The organism is Micromonospora sp. DT31, assembly GCF_049841795.1.
Taxonomy (GTDB): Bacteria; Actinomycetota; Actinomycetes; order Mycobacteriales; family Micromonosporaceae; genus Micromonospora.
Window position 1 is genome coordinate 151,158 of sequence record NZ_JBNCKZ010000003.1, and the last position, 16,751, is coordinate 167,908.

Consider the following 16,751-nt stretch of genomic DNA (forward strand, 5'->3'; position numbering starts at 1 on the left):
GAAGGAAGTCTTCAGCAAAGAGTCGGTCGATGCAAGGTATCGACATCGACGAACGTCACGATATAAGGTGCGGCGAACCGGCGACGTGATCACCGTCGCCCCATGCAGTCGACGAGGAGTGACGTGACAATTCGGAGACCCTCGCGTCGGGTGAGCCAGCTGCTCGGCGGCGCCATGATCCTGACGATCGGCCTGACCGGCCAGTCAGCCCAGGCCGCGCCACCGCACGGCGCACAGCCGCTCGCCGCCGCCTTCGACCGGGCCGCGGCCGACTCCGACGTGCCGCGCGACCTGCTCGCCGCGCTCGGGTACGCCGAAACCCGCCTGGACGGCCACGGCGGCGAGCCCAGCGCCTCCGGCGGATACGGCGTGATGCACCTGACCAGCAACCCGAAGGTGCGGACCCTCGACGAGGCGGCGCGCCGGACCCGTCTGGACCGCGGCGACCTGCGTACCCGGGACGCGGCGAACGTCGCCGGCGCGGCGGCGGTGCTTCGCTCCTACGCCGACGAGGCCGGGCTCACCTCGGCGCAGCGAGACGACGTCAACCAGTGGTACGGCCCGATCGCCCGCTACGGCGGCTCGACGGACGAGGCCACCGCCCGGCTGTACGCCGACTCCGTGTACGACATGCTCGCCCGGGGCTTCATCGCGACCACGGCCACCGGCCAGGTCAGCGTGGACGGCCGTCCGGTCGCACCGCAGCGGGGCCGGTACACCGACGTGGCGCCGCTGGGCAGCGGCGACTTCGGCACCCTGAGCACCGACTACGGCCCGGCGGCCTGGGTGCCGGCCAGCTCGTCCAACTACACGGCCTCCAGCCGTGAGTCAGCGTACCCGATCAACTACATCGTCATCCACACCATGCAGGGCAGCTACTCCGGCTCGATCAGCTGGTTCCAGAACCCTGCCGCCAGCGCCAGCGCGCACTACCTGCTCCGCTCCTCCGACGGTGCGGTGACCCAGATGGTGCGGGACAAGGACATCGCCTGGCACGCCGGCAACTGGACCTACAACACCCAGTCGATCGGCATCGAGCACGAGGGGTACGTCGACAACGCCTCCTGGTACACCGACGCGATGTACCGGTCGTCGGCGGCGCTGACCCGGTACCTGTGCGACAAGTACGGCATCCCGAAGACCCGCAACAACATCATCGGGCACAACCAGGTGCCGGGTGCCACGCACACCGACCCGGGTCCGAACTGGAACTGGACCTACTACATGCAGCTCGTCACCGGCGGCACCACTCCCCCGCCGACGGCCTGGTCGACGATCGTGGACAACACCACCGCCGGCCGGTTCACCGCGAGCGCCAACTGGAGCACCTCGACGTACTCGGCGCAGCGCTACGGTGCCGACTACCGGTACGCCAACCCGGTCGCGGCCAGCGACACGGCCTGGTACAAGGTGAACATCCCGGCGACCGCCACCTACCGGGTGGAGGCGTGGTATCCGGCCGTCAGCGGCTACAACACCAGCACGCCGTACATCGTGTCGACCACCAGCGGCAACCAGACCGTCTCGGTGAACCAGACAGCCAACGGCGGCGCGTGGCGCTCGCTGGGCACCTTCACCCTGGCCGCCGGGGACGCCAACAAGGTGGGTGTCAGCCGGTGGACCGGCAGCACCGGTTATGTGATCGCCGACGCCATCCGCGTCACCCGCGTCTAGCGGTACGTCCCGGCCACCGAGCCGGCGGCGCTCGGCCCGGTCAACTCACGTTGGCCGGGCCGAGGACGCTCTTCAGGTCACCCATCAGCGCGGTGGTCGCCGCCACCCGGAACGGGCCGAGGCGCAGCGTGGTCACCTTGCCGCCGTTGAGCAGCTTGACGTGCACCTCGGTGTCGCCCGGGTGCAGCACCAGGGTCTCCTTGAGCCGCTCCACCAGCGGCGGGGTGCAGCGGTGCACCGGGATGGTCAGCGTGACCGGCTTGCTCCCCGGGGTGCTGCTGACATCCGGCATGGACATGTCCATCGCCATGATGCGGGGGGTGTCGTCGCGCCGGTCCACCCGGCCCTTGACCACCACGATGGCGTCCTCGGCGATGTACTGCCCGATGACCTCGTAGGTGTTGGGGAAGAACAGCGTCTCCACGCCGCCGGCCAGGTCCTCCAGGGTGGCCGACGCCCACGCCCGGCCCTGCTTGGTGACCCGGCGCTGCACCCCGGACAGGATGCCGGCCAGGGTGACCACCGCGCCGTCGGGGACGGTGCCCTCCTCGGACAGCGCGGCGATCGTGGTGTCCGCCGCCGCGCCGAGCACGTGTTCCAGGCCGAACAGCGGGTGGTCGGACACGTACAGGCCGAGCATCTCGCGTTCGAAGGCGAGCTTGTCGCGCTTGTCCCACTCCCCCTCACCGATCACCGGCATGACCGTGGTGCTGCCGCCGGTGTCCGCCTCGCCGAAGCCGGCGCCGAAGAGGTCGTACTGGCCGACCGCCTCCTTGCGCTTCACATCGGCGTACGCGTCGATGGCGTCGGCGTGCACCGCTAGCAGGCCCTTGCGCGGGTGCTGCATCGAGTCGAACGCGCCCGCCTTGATCAGCGATTCGATCGTCTTCTTGTTGCAGACCACCGCGTCCACCTTGGACAAAAAGTCGTAGAAGTCGGTGTAGTCGCCCTTCTCCTGGCGGCATCGCATGATCGAGGCGACGACGTTCGCGCCGACGTTGCGCACCGCCGCCAGGCCGAAGCGGATGTCCTTGCCGACCGGGGTGAACGGCCCGGCCGACGTGTTCACGTCCGGCGGCAGCACCTGGATGCGCATCCGGCGACACTCGGACAGGTACAGCGCCATCTTGTCCTTGTCGTCGCCGACGCTCGTCAGCAGCCCCGCCATGTATTCGGCCGGGTAGTGCGCCTTCAGGTACGCCGTCCAGTAGGACACCAGACCGTACGCGGCGGAGTGCGCCTTGTTGAAGGCGTACCCGGCGAACGGCACCAGGACGTCCCACACTGCCTGGATCGCCTCGTCGGAGTAGCCGCGCTCGCGGCAGCCGTCCCGGAAGGGGATGAACTCCTTGTCGAGGATCTCCTTCTTCTTCTTACCCATCGCCCGGCGCAGCAGGTCCGCCTGACCGAGGGTGTAGCCGGCGAGGATCTGCGCGGCGCGCTGCACCTGCTCCTGATAGACGATCAGGCCGTGGGTGGGCGCCAGGATCTCCCGCAGCGGCTCCTCCAGCTCCGGATGGATCGGGGTGATCTCCTGGAGGCCGTTCTTGCGCAGCGCGTAGTTGGTGTGCGAGTCGACGCCCATCGGGCCGGGCCGGTAGAGCGCCAGAACGGCGGAGATGTCCTCGAAGTTGTCCGGCTTCATCAGCCGCAGCAGTGACCGCATCGGCCCGCCGTCGAGCTGGAACACGCCGAGGGTGTCACCGCGGGCAAGCAGGTCGTACGCGGCCTTGTCGTCCAGTGGCAGGGCCAGCAGGTCGAGCTTCGTGCCGTGGTTGAGCTCGATGTTCTTGACCGCGTCGTCGATGATCGTCAGGTTGCGCAGGCCGAGGAAGTCCATCTTCAGCAGCCCGAGCGACTCGCAGGTCGGGTAGTCGAACTGCGTGATGATCGCCCCGTCGGCGTCGCGGCGCATCAACGGGATGTGCTCGATGATCGGCTCGGCGGACATGATGACGCCGGCGGCGTGCACACCGGTCTGCCGGATCAGCCCCTCGATGCCCTTGGCGGTGTCGATCACCTTGCGGACGTCCGGGTCGGAGTCGTACAGGCCGCGGATCTCGCCGGCTTCGGCGTAGCGGGGGTGCTTCGTGTCGAAGATGCCGGTGAGGGGGATGTCCTTGCCCATCACGGCCGGCGGCATCGCCTTGGTGATCCGGTCGCCGACCGCGTACGGGTAACCCAGCACCCGGGCCGAGTCCTTGATCGCGGCCTTCGCCTTGATCGTGCCGAAGGTCGCGATCTGGGCGACCTTGTCCTCACCCCACTTGTCGGTGACGTACTTGATCACCTCACCGCGCCGGCGCTCGTCGAAGTCGATGTCGACATCCGGCATCGAGACACGCTCGGGGTTGAGGAACCGCTCGAAGATCAGGCCGTGCTGGATCGGGTCCAGGTCGGTGATGCCCAACGCGTACGCGACGAGCGAGCCGGCGGCCGAACCACGACCCGGACCCACCGCGATGCCCTGCTTCTTCGCCCACTGGATGAAGTCGGCGACGACGAGGAAGTATGACGGGAAGCCCATCTGGTTGATGACGCCCAGCTCGTACTCGGCCTGGACGACGTGCCCCTCCGGAATGCCACCCGGGTAGCGGCGGGCCAGGCCGGCGAAGGTCTCCTTGCGGAACCAGGACTCCTCGGTCTCCCCCTCCGGCACCGGGAAGCGCGGCATCAGGTTGTGGAACTCGAACATCCCGGTCGGGTCGACCTTCTCGGCGACCAGCAGCGTGTTGCGGCAACCCTGCTGCCACAGCTCGGACGAGTCGACCGCGCGCATCTGGTCGGCGCTCTTGATGAAGTAGCCGCCGCCCTCGAGGCGGAACCGGTTCGGGTCGTCGATGTTGCTGGCCGTCTGCACGCAGAGCAGCACGTCGTGCGCGGTGGCCTGCTCCTCGACGGTGTAGTGCGAGTCGTTGGTGACCACCGGCGGGATGTTCAGCTTGCGGGCGATCTCGGTGAGCCCTTCACGGACCCGGCTCTCGATGGCGAGGCCGTGGTCCATGATCTCGACGAAGTAGTTGTCCTTGCCGAAGATGTCCTGGTAGCTGGCGGCGACCTTGAGGGCCTCGTCGAACTGGCCCAGCCGCAGCCGGGTCTGCACCGCGCCGGACGGGCAGCCGGTGGTGGCCATGATCCCCTCGGCGTACTCGGCGATCAGCTCCATGTCCATCCGCGGCCACTTGACGTAGTGGCCCTCCATGGACGCCCGCGAGTTGAGGGTGAACAGGTTCTTCAGGCCCTGCGCGTTGCGCGCCCACATCGTCTTGTGCGTGATCGCGCCGTTACCGGAGACGTCGTCGCTCTTCTGCTCCGGCCGACCCCACTTGACCCGCGCCTTGTGGTAGCGCGACTCCGGCGCCACGTACGCCTCGACGCCCAGGATCGGGGTGATCCCGGCGGCCATCGCCTGCCTGTAGAAGTCGTTCGCGCCGTGCATGTTGCCGTGGTCGGTGATCGCCACCGCCGGCATGCCGAGCCGCGCCGCCTCGGCGAAGAGGTCCTTGAGCCGGGCCGCCCCGTCGAGCATCGAGTACTCGGTGTGTACGTGCAGATGCGCGAACGAATCGCCCATGCGTGGCGCCCCCCGGGTTGTGGATCAAGCTGCGTCGGAGTCGACCGACCCACCCTACCGAGGTGATCGTGCGGGCTCCACCGTCCGCGCCGAGGGTGGTCCGGGTCTCTCCGGCACCCCATGTACGCCACCCGATGTTATTACCCGTTGCAATGGTGTGTGGCACACACTATGGTGTTGGACATGGTCAGCGAAGAGGTCCTCCGGACCCATCTCCAGGAGCTACGACGGGGCACGGTCGTGGTGGCCTGCCTGGTCGCCCTGCGCCGCCCCGACTACGGCTACGCACTGCTGCAACGACTGGCCGCGCACGGCTTCGCGGTCGACGCCAACACGCTCTACCCCCTGCTGCGCCGGCTGGAGGACCAGGGCCTGCTGACCAGCGAGTGGAACACCGAGGAAAGCCGGCCGCGCAAGTTCTACCGCACCAGCGACGACGGCAGAGCCGTGCTGGACCTCCTGCTCAATGACATGACCGCGGTGCGGACGTCCGTCACCGAACTGATCGAAGGAGCGGAACGATGAGTTCCCTGACCGACCGCTACGTCGCCGCGACCATGCGGACCGTGCCCGCCCAGCGCCGCCCCGAACTCGCCGACGAGCTGCGCGGCTCCATCGCCGACATGATCGACGGCCGGATCGCCGCCGGGCAGGACCACGCCTCCGCCGAGCGCGAGGTGCTCACCGAGCTGGGCAGTCCCGAGCAGCTCGCGGCCCGCTACAGCGACCGCACTTTGCAACTGATCGGCCCGCGTTACTACCTGACCTGGTGGCGGCTGCTGCGGCTGCTGCTCACGTACATCCCGGCGATCGTCGGCGTGCTCGCCGGCCTCGGCAAGGCGCTGCTCGACGGCGAGCCGGGCGCGGCGATCGGCGCGGCTGTCGTGTCCGCCATGCAGACCGCCGTGCAGATCGCGTTCTGGGTCACGCTGGTGTTCGCGGTGCTGGAGCGCACCCGCACGCCGCTCGGCCTGCCCGAGTGGACGGTCGACCAGCTCCCCGAGGAGAAGCGGGAGCGGCAGATCAGCCATTCCGACAGCATCGCCTCGGTGGTGTTCCTGCTCGCCACCGTCGGCTTCCTGATCGGTCAGCACTTCCAGCGCTGGAGCACCGACGACGGCACCCGGCTGCCGGCGCTCGACCCGGCGCTGTGGAGCTTCTGGCTGCCGGCCCTGATCGTGGTGCTGCTCGCCACCGTCGGCCTGGAGATCGCCAAGTTCCGGTCCGGGCGGTGGACCTGGCCGCTGGTGGCGGTCAACGCGGTGCTCAACCTGGCGTTCGCGGCCCCGGTGCTCTGGCTGCTGCTCACCGACCGGCTGCTCAACCCGGAGCTGGTCGAACGGTTCGCCTGGCTGCGCGACGGCGGGACCGCCGAGTTCACCCGGGTCGCCGCGGCGGTCGTCGTGCTCGTCGCGATCTGGGACGTGATCGACAGCGCGGTCAAGGCCCGCCGCGCCGCCCGCTGAGACCCGGCTCCGGGCCGGCGGGCGGAGGACGCCGGCCCGGAGCCGACGGCTGCTCCCCCCGTTCCCCCGGCGCCGTCGGCGCCGGGGGAACGTTCGTCGGCTGCCCGACTCGGCCGCGGCGACACGACCACCCGGGGCATAGCCTGAGGACCCCGGACCACAGGCGAGCACTGGACACCCCTGATGCCCCTCCCCGACGGCACCGACGAGTTGGCCCGGTCGGCGGCGCGCGGCGACCGGAAGGCGCTCGACGCCCTGCTGGCCGCCGTACGGCCGGAGGTGCTGCGCCAGTGCGCCCGCCTGCTGCCCCACCGGCAGGACGCCGAAGAGGCCTGCCAGGACGCGCTGCTCGCACTCGCCCGTGGGATAGTCGGGTTCGAGCAGCGGTCGTCGTTCGACACCTGGCTGTACCGCATCACCGCCAACCGGGCCCGCTCCACCTACCGGACGCTGCGGCGGCGCTCGCAGCGGGAGGCCCGCGGCGTCGCACTGCCGGAGCGGCCCGACCCCCGCCGGACCAGCGTGGTGGCCGGCACCCGGCTCGACCTGCTCGACGCGCTCGACGCGGTCCCGCCGGACCTCGCCGAGGCGGTGACCCTGCGGGACGTGCTCGGGCTGAGCTACCGGGAGATCGCCGCCCTGCTGGACGTGCCGGAAGGGACAGTGAAGTCCCGGATCCACGAGGCCCGCCGGCAGCTGCGGCGGCGGCTGTCCGATGACTGAGCCACCCGGCCGAGGGCGGCGGCGCGGCGCCGCCGTGGCCACGCTCGTCGTCATCGCCGGAGCGTCGGCCTGCGCCGACCATCCGGTCTCCCCACTGCCGGTACGGCCGCCGGCGGCCGGCACCGTCGCCGCCGCGCCCACGTCCACCGCGCCGGCACCGCCCGCCGGCACCTCGTCCACCCCGGCACCACCCGTCTCCACCGGCCCGGCCAGGGCCCCGTCGAGGGCCGCACCGCCGAACCCGCCGACCCGGTCCCGGCCGCCCTCCGCGCCCCGGACCCCCCGGCCCGCCGGCACCACACCGCCGGCCGCGTGCCACGGCCCGGTCCGGTACGACCTGGTCCTCGCCGACACCGAACTGGCGCTGGTGCGGTCGCTCTGCTTCGCCGCCGGTGGGGTGCTGCGCATCCAGGGGATCGGGCCGGGTGAGGTGACGGTGGACCGGGAGGACCTCGTCTCCCGCACCTACGAGGCCGGCGTGGTGGACATCCGGTTCGTGCGCACCGGCACCGTGGTCGTCACCATCCCGCAGGACGGCCGCGCGTACCCGATCACGGTCGTGGTGGTCTGACCGCGCGGCCTATCCGGCCCGCACCCCGGCGAGCACCAGGTCGACGAAGTCCGCGCCCCCACCCGGCGGCGGGACGAGCTGCACGTAGAGCAGTCCGGCCGGCCCCGTGGCGGCCGCCTCGACGATCACCGGCCGGCCGGCCGGACAGGTGAACGCGACGACCACCCACTCGACACCGCCCTGCCGGGTGCGACGCACAGGTGCCGCGGCGCAGTCGGCGTGCGGCCGCTCGGTGAGGAAACCGACCGGGCCGGTGCGCCGCGCGGTGCCGGCGGAGAGGCCGACGAAGGCACCCGGCAGGGTCGGGTCGGTGGCCCAGGCGCGGGGGTCCGGGGACATCACCAGCGCCGGTTCGAGCTCACCGTCGTCGCCGTACTGTCCGGCCCAGCCGGTGCCCTCGGCCCGCCAGCCGGCCGGCAGGACCACGGTCAGCGGCCCGCTGCGGCCCACCGTGCCGGCCGCGCCGGGGCGTGCCGCGTCCCCCGCGGCCAGGCCCGCGACCGCGAGCACCACCCCGAGCCCCACCGCCGGCACGAACCCACGCGGATGGGGTATCCGCCCGGCCCGGTCCACCGGAGGTCCGCCGTCCACCGCCCGGCGCAACGCCCGCCGGAACGCGGTGGCGTCCGGGTAGCGGTCGGCCGGGCGGACCGCGGTGGCCGTCCGCAACACCGCGTCCACCCCCGGCGGCACCCCGGCACGCAGCCGCGCCCCACCGGGACGCCTGTCGCCGGCCGCCGCCCCGCCGGTGCCGAGCAGCCGCCACCCCAGGCGGCCCAGTCCGAACACGTCCGCGCTGGTGTCGACGACCGCCAGCGGGTCCTCCTGCTCCGGCGCCATGTAGCCGGGCGTCCCCGCCCGCACGGTCAGGCCGGAGGCGGAGGCCAGCGCCTTGGCCAACCCCAGGTCGGCGATGAGCACCCGCTCACCGCCCGGTCCGCCGTGGAACAGGACGTTGCCCGGCGTCAGGTCACGGTGCACCACCCGGTGCCGGTGCAGCACCGCCACCCCCGCCGCGATCTCGTCGAGCACCGCCAGTGCCCGCCCCACCGGCAGCGGACCACCCGCCAGCCGATCCCGCAGGCTGCCGCCATCGGCCCAGGCCAGCACCGCGTACGGCCGCCCGTCGGGCAGCTCACCCACGGCGTGCACCCGGACCAGGCGGTCGTGGTCCAGCCGCCGCAGCAGCCGGGCCTCGTCGAGGAACCGCTCCCGCACCCGCAGGTCGTGGCTCCAGTTCTCGGCCAGCACCTTGATCGCCACCCGGTCCCGCAGCGCCGGGTCGTACCCGAGCCAGACCGTGGCGAAGGACCCCGTCCCGAGCAGGCGCTCCACCCGGAAGGCGCCGATGCGCACCGGCCTGGTCATCGCCTCACCTCCGGGACCGCCGCCCGGCCACCGTCACCCCGACCGTAGACGAACCGAACCGAACCGGTCCGGCCGGAGACCAACAGGACAGCAGAACCCGACGGAAGGAGCTCCACCATGAACCGTCTCCCGGCCACCATCCTCACCGCGCTGCTGGCGCTGGCCGGCATCGCGCCGGCCGCCGTCACCGGGCCGGCCGCCTCCGCCGCTGCACCCGGCACCGCGACCGGCCGCGCCGACCACGTGCCGGGCACCGTCCGGACGGCGGCCGAGCATCGCGACATCCTCAGCGTCCGGGGCGCCGGCCCCTACCGCATCGGCATCCGGTACGACCGCCTCGCCGCCGCCGGGCTGATCAGCTGGACGGCGGACAGCTGCACCGGGATACGACACGCCGGCGCCACCGGTGTCTGGGCCGGGGCCATCATCCTGACCTTCCGCGACGGGCGGCTGGTGTCGGTGGGCACGGCCACCGCCCCGCCGCGCTCCCCCGCCGGGGCGTCGGTCGGGATGCCCTTCGCCGAACTGGAGCGCATCTACGGCCCGCGCGGGGCCATGATCCGCAACGACGCCGGTGACGCCGAGGCGTACCTGGTCCGGGTCGGGTCGCGGGTCGAGCTGTTCACCGACCACCCGATCCGCCCCGGTGTCGGCTACTACGAGGCCGGCCTGGCGTCCCACGTCGAGCGGGGATTCCGCCAGGGGCCCTGCTGATCCACGTCGGCCGGCGGCTCACCCGCCGGCCCGGGTACGCCGGTCCGGCCCGCGCGCCGGGCCGGCGTACGCCGACACTCAGGCCGCCGCCTGCCACTCCCGGGCCAGCAGGGCGTAGACCAGCTCGTCGGCCCACTCCCCCTTGACGAACTCGTTCTCCCGCAGGTGCGCCTCCCGGCGCATGCCCAACCGCCGCAGCAGCCGCTCCGAAGGGGCGTTGCGGGCGTCCAGCCGGCCGACGATCCGGTGCAGGCCCAGCCCGTCGAAGCCCAGCCGCAGCATCTGGCGGGCAGCCTCGGTCATGTAACCCCGGCCGGTGTGGTCCGGGTGGGCCACGTACCCGATCTCGCCCTGCCGGTGCTCCCCGCTGGTCCAGTTCAGCAGCACGTCGCCGACGAACCCGCCGGTGTCGGCGAGCGTCACGGCCAGGTTGAGCACGTCGCCGGGCTCCCGCAGCGCGGTACGGCGGACCAGCCGGTCGATCGCCGCCCGGGCGGCGGCGTCGTCGTACGGCTCGTGGTAGAGGAAGCGGGTGACCTCCGCCCGGCCCCGGTAGTCCCGGACCACGGCCAGATCGTCCCGGGTGAACGCGCGCAGCACCAGGCGTCCGGTCCGCAGCGGCAGGTCGGGGATCAGCATCCGGGCAGGCTACGCAACCGACTGTCGCCCGGACCACCGGATTACGCACCGGCCGCCGCGCCCCTGCCGGCCGGTGGCATGGTCTTACCGTGCGCACCACACCCACCGCAGGCTGGCAGCGACCGCCTCCCACGGCCCGGCAGCTCCGCACCGACCTGTGGATCGGCCTCGCGGTCACCGTGCTGGCCCTGTTCGAGCTGACGCTGGCCCGCAGCACGGGCGCCTTCGCGCTCGGCCCCCCGCCCGGCCTGGCCGAGCAGATCGGGTGGACCGTCGCGGTGACCGCCCCGCTGGCCGTACGGCGGCGCTGGCCCGCCGCCGTCGCGGTGCTCGTCTCGATCGCCTTCGTCGCCGGGCAGGCCCGGGCCGTCCCGCTGGCCCAACTCCCCTCGGGAGCGTTGTTCGCCGCCCTCTACACGCTCGGCGCGTGGGGCACCGACCGGCGGATGGCCGGCCGCGTCCGGATCGCCATCATCGCCGCCATGTTCGGCTGGTTCGGGCTGGCCCTCGGCCTGCAGGCCGAGCAGCTCTCCACGGCCGCCTTCACCGACGCCGCCGGCCCGGTGCCGCCGGTGCTCGCCGCCGTCATGAACGGGATCCTGTACAACCTGCTGTTCTTCGCGTTCGCCTACTACTCCGGCCAGACCGCCTGGGTGGCCGCGCGCCGCCGGCACGAACTGCGGGAACAGGCCGAGCAGTTGCGCCGGTCCCAGGCGGAGGCGCACGAACGCGCGGTGATGGGCGAACGGGTGCGCATCGCCCGCGAGCTGCACGACGTGGTCGCCCACCACGTGTCGGTCATGGGCGTACAGGCCGCCGCCTGCCGGCGCGTGTTCGACCGCGACCGGGACAAGGCGCGCGCCAGCCTGACCGCCATCGAGGAGACGGCCCGCACGTCGGTCGACGAGCTGCGCCGGATGCTCGGCGTGCTGCGCGACCCGGGCGACCTGACCGGCACCGCCACCGCCTCGGCGGACAGCACCGGCCTCGACCAGCTCGACGCGCTCGTCGACCGCGCCCGCCAGACCGGACTGCGGACCGAACTCGGGGTGTACGGCGAACCGGTGCCGCTGCCGCGCTCGGTGTCGCAGGCGGCGTACCGGATCGTGCAGGAGGCGGTGACGAACGTGGTCAAACACGCCCACGCCACCACGCTCGACGTGCGGGTCCGCTACCTGGCCCGGGAATTGGAGATCGACGTGAGCGACGACGGGCACGGTGGCGTTCCCGCCGCCGGGGCCGGACTCGGCCTGATCGGCATGCGGGAACGGGTCACCGCCCACGGCGGCCAGATGGAGGCCGGCCCTCGCCCCGGCGGCGGGTTCCGGGTCCGGGCCCGCATCCCGCTGGCCGTCGCACCCGCCGGGCGGGCGGCGTGAGCGCGCCGGACGCGCCGCTGCGGGTCCTGCTCGTCGACGACCAGCACCTGGTCCGGACCGGCTTCCGGGTCATCCTGGAGGTGGAGGACGACATCGAGGTGGTCGGCGAGGCCGCCGACGGGGAACGCGCCGTGACGATGGCCTCCGCGCTGTCCCCGGACGTGGTGCTGATGGACGTGGAGATGCCGGTGCTCGACGGCCTGGCGGCGACCCGGCGGATCACCGCTGACGCCGACGGTCCCGCGGTGCTGATCCTCACCACGTTCGACCGCGACGACTACCTGTTCGCGGCGCTGCGCGCCGGGGCCAGTGGGTTCCTGCTGAAGAACGGCAGCGCGGAGGAGCTGGTCGAGGCGGTACGGGTGGTGGCGCGCGGTGACGGGTTGATCACACCGGCGCTGACCCGGCGGGTGATCTCCACGTTCGCCCGGCCCGGCGCATTGCCGCCCGACCCGGGGCACGACGCCGCGACCGCGGACCTGACCCCACGGGAGCGACAGGTGCTGGAACTTGTCGCGCGCGGGGCGAGCAACGCCGAGATCGCCGAGGTCCTGCACGTCGGGGAGGCCACCGTGAAGACCCACGTCAGCCGGGTGCTCGCCAAGCTCGGGCTGCGCGACCGGGTGCAGGCGGTCGTGTTCGCGTACGAGCACGGGGTGGTGCGTCCCGGCGGATGACCATGTCCGCCCCGCGACGGACCACCCGGTCAGCCGCGGGCGTGACGACGGGTACCCGGCCCGCCCGTAGCGTCGGCGCCATGACCAGCGTGCTCCGCCTCGACGGCGTCGACCGCACTTTCGGCGACCGTCAGGTGCTCAAAGACGTCTCCTTCGACGTGACCGCCGGACGGATGACCGGATTCGTCGGCGGCAACGGCGCCGGCAAGACCACCACCATGCGGATCGTCCTCGGCGTGCTCGCCCCCGACGCCGGACAGGTGACGTGGCGGGGACACCCGCTCACCGCCGAGGACCGCCGCCGCTTCGGCTACATGCCTGAGGAACGCGGCCTCTACCCGAAGATGACCCCCCGTGAACAGGTGATCCACCTCGGCCGGCTGTACGGGCTGGACGCGGCCGGGGCACGGCGGCGCACCGACGCGCTGCTGGAACGGGTCGGCCTCGGCGAGCGCGGCGACGACCTGCTGGAGACCCTGTCGCTGGGCAACCAGCAACGGGCCCAGATCGCTGCCGCACTGGTGCACGACCCGGAGGTGCTGGTCCTCGACGAGCCCTTCTCCGGGCTCGATCCGCTGGCCGTCGACATGGTGGTCGCCGTGCTGCGGGAACGGGCCGCCACCGGAACGCCCGTGCTCTTCTCCAGCCACCAGCTCGACGTGGTGGAACGGCTCTGCGACGACCTGGTGATCATCGCGGGCGGCATGATCCGGGCCGCCGGGCCACGGGAGGAGTTGCGGGCCGCATACACCCTGCCCCGGTTCGAGCTGGTGGTCGACGGCGACGCCGGCTGGCTGCGCGACCAACCCGGCGTCCGGCTGGTCGACCTCGACGGCGCCCGCGCCGTGTTCGACCTCGACCCGAACGCCGACGACCAGTCGGTGCTGCGCGCGGCGCTGGCCCGCGGCCCGGTGCGGGCCTTCGGACCGGTCGTCCCGTCCCTCGCCGAGATCTTCCGAGAGGTGAACCAGTGAACACCTACCAGGCCGCCCGGTTGGTCGCCGCCCGCGAGATCAAGGTCAAACTGCGGGACAAGACGTTCCTCTACAGCACCGCGATCTTCCTGCTCCTCGCCGTCGTCGCCACCGTGGTGCCGGCCATGATGCAGGGCGGCGGCCCGTCCACGGTGGCGGTGACCGCCGCCGGCGCCGAACCGTTGCGGGCGGCCGGGCTGGAGGTCCGCGTGGTCGCCGACGACGCCGCCGCCGAACAGGCGGTACGCGACGGCGACGTGGACGCGGCAGTGGTCGCCGGCCCCACCGTACTCGCCGACGACCAGGCCCCCAGCGACGTGGTGCAGGCACTCAGCGCGGCCCCGGCGGTGCAGCTGCTCGACCCCGACGCGGTGGACCCGCTCGCCGCGTACCTGGCGCCGTTCGCCTTCGCGTTCGTCTTCTTCTTCATGTCCCAGACCTCCGGCATGCAGATCGCCCAGAGCGTGACCGAGGAGAAGCAGACCCGGATCGTGGAGATCCTGGTGGCCGCCGTGCCGGTCCGGGCGCTGCTGGCCGGCAAGATCCTCGCCGCCGGCGCGTTGGCGCTCGGGCAGATCGCGCTGATCGCCGTCGTCGCGCTCGCCGGGATGCGCCTGACCGACGGCGGCGACATGTTCGGTCTGGTCGCGCCCGCGATCGGCTGGTTCCTGCCGTTCTTCCTGCTCGGGTTCCTGCTGCTGGCGGCGATGTGGGCCGCCGCCGGGGCGCTGGTCAACCGGCAGGAGGACATCGCCGCCGCGGCCACCCCGGTGCAGCTGGCGGTGATGGCGCCGTTCTTCGCGGTGGTCTTCCTGCACGACAACGACACCGCCATGCGGATCATGTCGTACCTGCCGTTCTCCTCGCCCGTCGCGATGCCGGTGCGGCTGTTCACCGGCGACGCCGCACCGTGGGAGCCCGTCCTGGCGCTGGCGCTGCTGCTGCTCACCGCGACCTGTTTCCTCCTCGCCGGCGCGTGGGGCAACTCAGCCGACGGCGGCCATCACCTCGTCGGAGACGTCGAAGTTGGCGTAGACGTTCTGCACGTCGTCGCAGTCCTCCAGCACGTCGATCAGCTTGAAGATCTTGCGCGCGCCCTCCTCGTCCAGCGGCACGTTCACGCTGGGGATGAGCGACGACTCGGCCGACTCGTACTCGATGCCGGCGTCCTGCAACGCGGTGCGCACCGGGACCAGGTCGGTCGGCTCGGAGACGATCTCGAAGGCCTCGCCCAGGTCGTTGACCTCCTCGGCGCCCGCGTCGAGCACGGCCATCATCACGTCGTCCTCGGTCGTGCCACCCTTGGGGACGATCACCACGCCCTTGCGGGAGAACATGTACGACACCGAGCCCGCGTCGGCGAGCGAGCCGCCGTTGCGGGTCAGCGCGGTACGCACCTCGGTCGCCGCGCGGTTGCGGTTGTCGGTGAGGCACTCGATAAGCATCGCCACGCCGCTCGGCCCGTAACCCTCGTACATGATGGTCTGCCAGTCGGCGCCACCGGCCTCCAGGCCCGAACCGCGCTTGACCGCGCGGTCGATGTTGTCGTTGGGGACCGAGTTCTTCTTCGCCTTCTGGATGGCGTCGAAGAGGGTCGGGTTGCCAGCCGGGTCACCGCCGCCCGTGCGGGCCGCCACCTCGACGTTCTTGATCAGCTTGGCGAACATCTTGCCGCGCTTGGCGTCGATGACCGCCTTCTTGTGCTTGGTCGTCGCCCACTTTGAGTGGCCGGACATCTGTTACCTCCGTTGCTACCCGCCGTCTGCATCGACCGCACCGCACACGCCCCGCAGCCCGCTGGCGCACGCCGAGGTGCCGTGATCTCCGCTGGGAGCCGCAGCGGGCTGATGGCCCTGCCGAATCTCGGCAATCCTACCGGCGGGGGGCGGGTCACTGTCACGCACCGCACGGCACCGGCCCGCCCCTCCCTCGAACCGGAGTGACCGGGGGGCGGACCGGCAGGTCATTCCCCGAAGCCGTACGACCCCACCACGGTGAAGTCGAACGTGGCGGGTTCCTCGCAGCGGGCCTCCAGGTCGGCCCGGTAGCGCCGGAACGACTCCAGCGCGGGCAGCGGTCCGGGCAGTTCCGGTCCCACGGCCACCTCGACGAAGCCGCGTCCGTCGTCCAGTTGGAACGTGACGTAGCTCAGCCCGGCCGGCCGTCGCCGGGACATCTCGTCGTGGACGGCGCGGAGCAGGAGCAGGTGCTCCGACAGGTGCTCGAGGCGGACCCGGTAGCGGATCAGGATCGTCTCCACGCTCACCCCGCCAACTCCGGGCCGCTGTCGACGGCCGGGGTGCCGGCCCGTAGTGCGGTGGACCAGGTCACCATCTCGGTCAGCATGGTCGCCAACGACTCGTCCCGCCCCGCGCCCGGCGCCAGGACGCCGGATGCGGTGGGATCGCCGGGGTCGGACCCGGAGAAGTCGAAGTCGGTGAAGATCGGGAGGGAGACCTCGGTGGGTACGACCACCGCACGTACCTCGGCCATGATCAACCGCAGGTGGTCGGTGGCCCGGCCGCCGCCCTGCACGCCGTAACCGAGCAGCCCGATCACCTTGTCGTTCCACTCGGCGTACAGGTAGTCGACGGCGTTCTTCAGCCCGGCGGGGATCGAATGGTTGTACTCCGGAGTGACGAGGACGAACGCGTCGTAGGTGGTCACGACCGCGCTCCACCGACGGGTGTGCGGCTGCCGGTAGTCGCCGAACATCGCCGGCACGGGCTCGTCGAGCAACGGCAACGCCTGCTCCGCCAGGTCGATCACCTCGACCTCGGCGCATCCGGTACGCACCGCCGGGTGCCGGGAGGCCACCTGTGCGGCCCAGCGGACGACCGCGACGCCACGACGGCCGGGGCGGGTGCTTCCCACGATCAGACCGATCCGGATCGGTCCTGCTGTCTGTGTAGTGCTCATGCCGACGATCGTCGGCCCGGCAACCGGCCGTCCGGGAGACCGGCGTGAGGGTGGCCCCACCGGGGCCACCCTC

Annotated in this window: 15 protein-coding genes and 1 pseudogene; 10 read left to right on the forward strand and 6 right to left on the reverse strand. The window is 72.1% G+C overall.

The genetic code is table 11. From position 1 onward, the window contains the following. Positions 1-723: 723 nt before the first annotated feature. A complete protein-coding gene (locus ACLQ2X_RS07130; protein WP_425680396.1) occupies positions 724-1,674 on the forward strand; it encodes an N-acetylmuramoyl-L-alanine amidase in 951 nt (316 codons plus the stop codon). A 40-nt stretch (positions 1,675-1,714) separates the two neighbouring features. On the opposite strand, the gene dnaE is transcribed toward ACLQ2X_RS07130, so the two are convergent. Beyond that, positions 1,715-5,248 (reverse strand): DNA polymerase III subunit alpha, encoded by a 3,534-nt coding sequence (gene dnaE, locus ACLQ2X_RS07135; protein WP_425680156.1) that lies wholly within the window; start codon positions 5,246-5,248, stop codon positions 1,715-1,717. Between the two features lie 183 nt (positions 5,249-5,431). On the opposite strand from dnaE, the gene ACLQ2X_RS07140 reads away from it, so the two are divergent. The 4 genes from ACLQ2X_RS07140 (at position 5,432) to ACLQ2X_RS07155 (ending at position 8,008) form a co-directional block, all read left to right on the forward strand. Next, positions 5,432-5,773 (forward strand): PadR family transcriptional regulator, encoded by a 342-nt coding sequence (locus ACLQ2X_RS07140; RefSeq protein WP_425680157.1) that lies wholly within the window; start codon positions 5,432-5,434, stop codon positions 5,771-5,773. Beyond that, entirely contained in the window at positions 5,770-6,714 is a 945-nt protein-coding gene (locus ACLQ2X_RS07145) for a permease prefix domain 1-containing protein (RefSeq protein ID WP_425680158.1), read from the forward strand. The genes ACLQ2X_RS07140 and ACLQ2X_RS07145 overlap by 4 nt, the downstream gene beginning before the upstream one ends. A 183-nt stretch (positions 6,715-6,897) precedes the next feature. Then, on the forward strand, positions 6,898-7,437 hold the full coding sequence (locus tag ACLQ2X_RS07150; RefSeq protein WP_425680159.1) for an RNA polymerase sigma factor: 540 nt from the start codon (positions 6,898-6,900) through the stop codon (positions 7,435-7,437). Beyond that, positions 7,430-8,008: a hypothetical protein gene (locus tag ACLQ2X_RS07155; RefSeq protein WP_425680160.1), complete on the forward strand. Its 579-nt coding sequence runs from the start codon at positions 7,430-7,432 to the stop codon at positions 8,006-8,008. The genes ACLQ2X_RS07150 and ACLQ2X_RS07155 overlap by 8 nt, the downstream gene beginning before the upstream one ends. A 9-nt stretch (positions 8,009-8,017) precedes the next feature. Here ACLQ2X_RS07155 and ACLQ2X_RS07160 read toward each other — a convergent pair whose 3' ends face one another. Continuing rightward, entirely contained in the window at positions 8,018-9,376 is a 1,359-nt protein-coding gene (locus ACLQ2X_RS07160; protein ID WP_425680161.1) for a serine/threonine-protein kinase, read from the reverse strand. A gap of 117 nt (positions 9,377-9,493) precedes the next feature. Here ACLQ2X_RS07160 and ACLQ2X_RS07165 point away from each other — a divergent pair, with 117 nt between their 5' ends. Beyond that, complete coding sequence (locus ACLQ2X_RS07165; RefSeq protein WP_425680162.1) at positions 9,494-10,090, forward strand: hypothetical protein; 597 nt, start codon at positions 9,494-9,496, stop codon at positions 10,088-10,090. A gap of 78 nt (positions 10,091-10,168) precedes the next feature. Here the strand turns inward: ACLQ2X_RS07165 and ACLQ2X_RS07170 are convergent, their stop codons facing one another. Then, on the reverse strand, positions 10,169-10,729 hold the full coding sequence (locus ACLQ2X_RS07170) for a GNAT family N-acetyltransferase (RefSeq protein WP_425680163.1): 561 nt from the start codon (positions 10,727-10,729) through the stop codon (positions 10,169-10,171). Positions 10,730-10,818: 89 nt separating this feature from the next. Between ACLQ2X_RS07170 and ACLQ2X_RS07175 the strand changes: the two genes are divergently transcribed. The 4 genes and pseudogenes from ACLQ2X_RS07175 to ACLQ2X_RS07190 all read left to right on the forward strand — a co-directional run. After that, a complete protein-coding gene (locus ACLQ2X_RS07175; RefSeq protein ID WP_425680164.1) occupies positions 10,819-12,108 on the forward strand; it encodes a histidine kinase in 1,290 nt (429 codons plus the stop codon). Further along, positions 12,105-12,785 carry a response regulator gene (locus ACLQ2X_RS07180; protein WP_425680165.1) on the forward strand — a complete coding sequence of 227 codons (681 nt, stop codon included), beginning with the start codon at positions 12,105-12,107 and terminating at the stop codon, positions 12,783-12,785. The genes ACLQ2X_RS07175 and ACLQ2X_RS07180 overlap by 4 nt, the downstream gene beginning before the upstream one ends. Positions 12,786-12,865: 80 nt before the next feature. Next, on the forward strand, positions 12,866-13,759 hold the full coding sequence (locus ACLQ2X_RS07185; protein ID WP_425680166.1) for an ABC transporter ATP-binding protein: 894 nt from the start codon (positions 12,866-12,868) through the stop codon (positions 13,757-13,759). Beyond that, positions 13,756-14,736, forward strand: a pseudogene (locus ACLQ2X_RS07190) (ABC transporter permease); the annotation flags it as partial. The gene ACLQ2X_RS07185 and the pseudogene ACLQ2X_RS07190, both read left to right, overlap by 4 nt. Positions 14,737-14,745: 9 nt before the next feature. Here the strand turns inward: ACLQ2X_RS07190 and ACLQ2X_RS07195 are convergent. From ACLQ2X_RS07195 to ACLQ2X_RS07205, 3 genes are all read right to left on the reverse strand, one after another. Next, positions 14,746-15,495 carry a YebC/PmpR family DNA-binding transcriptional regulator gene (locus ACLQ2X_RS07195; protein ID WP_425680397.1) on the reverse strand — a complete coding sequence of 250 codons (750 nt, stop codon included), beginning with the start codon at positions 15,493-15,495 and terminating at the stop codon, positions 14,746-14,748. Between the two features lie 227 nt (positions 15,496-15,722). Beyond that, a complete protein-coding gene (locus ACLQ2X_RS07200; protein ID WP_425680167.1) occupies positions 15,723-16,025 on the reverse strand; it encodes a hypothetical protein in 303 nt (100 codons plus the stop codon). Next, positions 16,022-16,678 carry an NADPH-dependent FMN reductase gene (locus tag ACLQ2X_RS07205; protein ID WP_425680168.1) on the reverse strand — a complete coding sequence of 219 codons (657 nt, stop codon included), beginning with the start codon at positions 16,676-16,678 and terminating at the stop codon, positions 16,022-16,024. Before ACLQ2X_RS07205 ends, ACLQ2X_RS07200 begins: the two co-directional genes overlap by 4 nt. Positions 16,679-16,751: the final 73 nt, after the last annotated feature.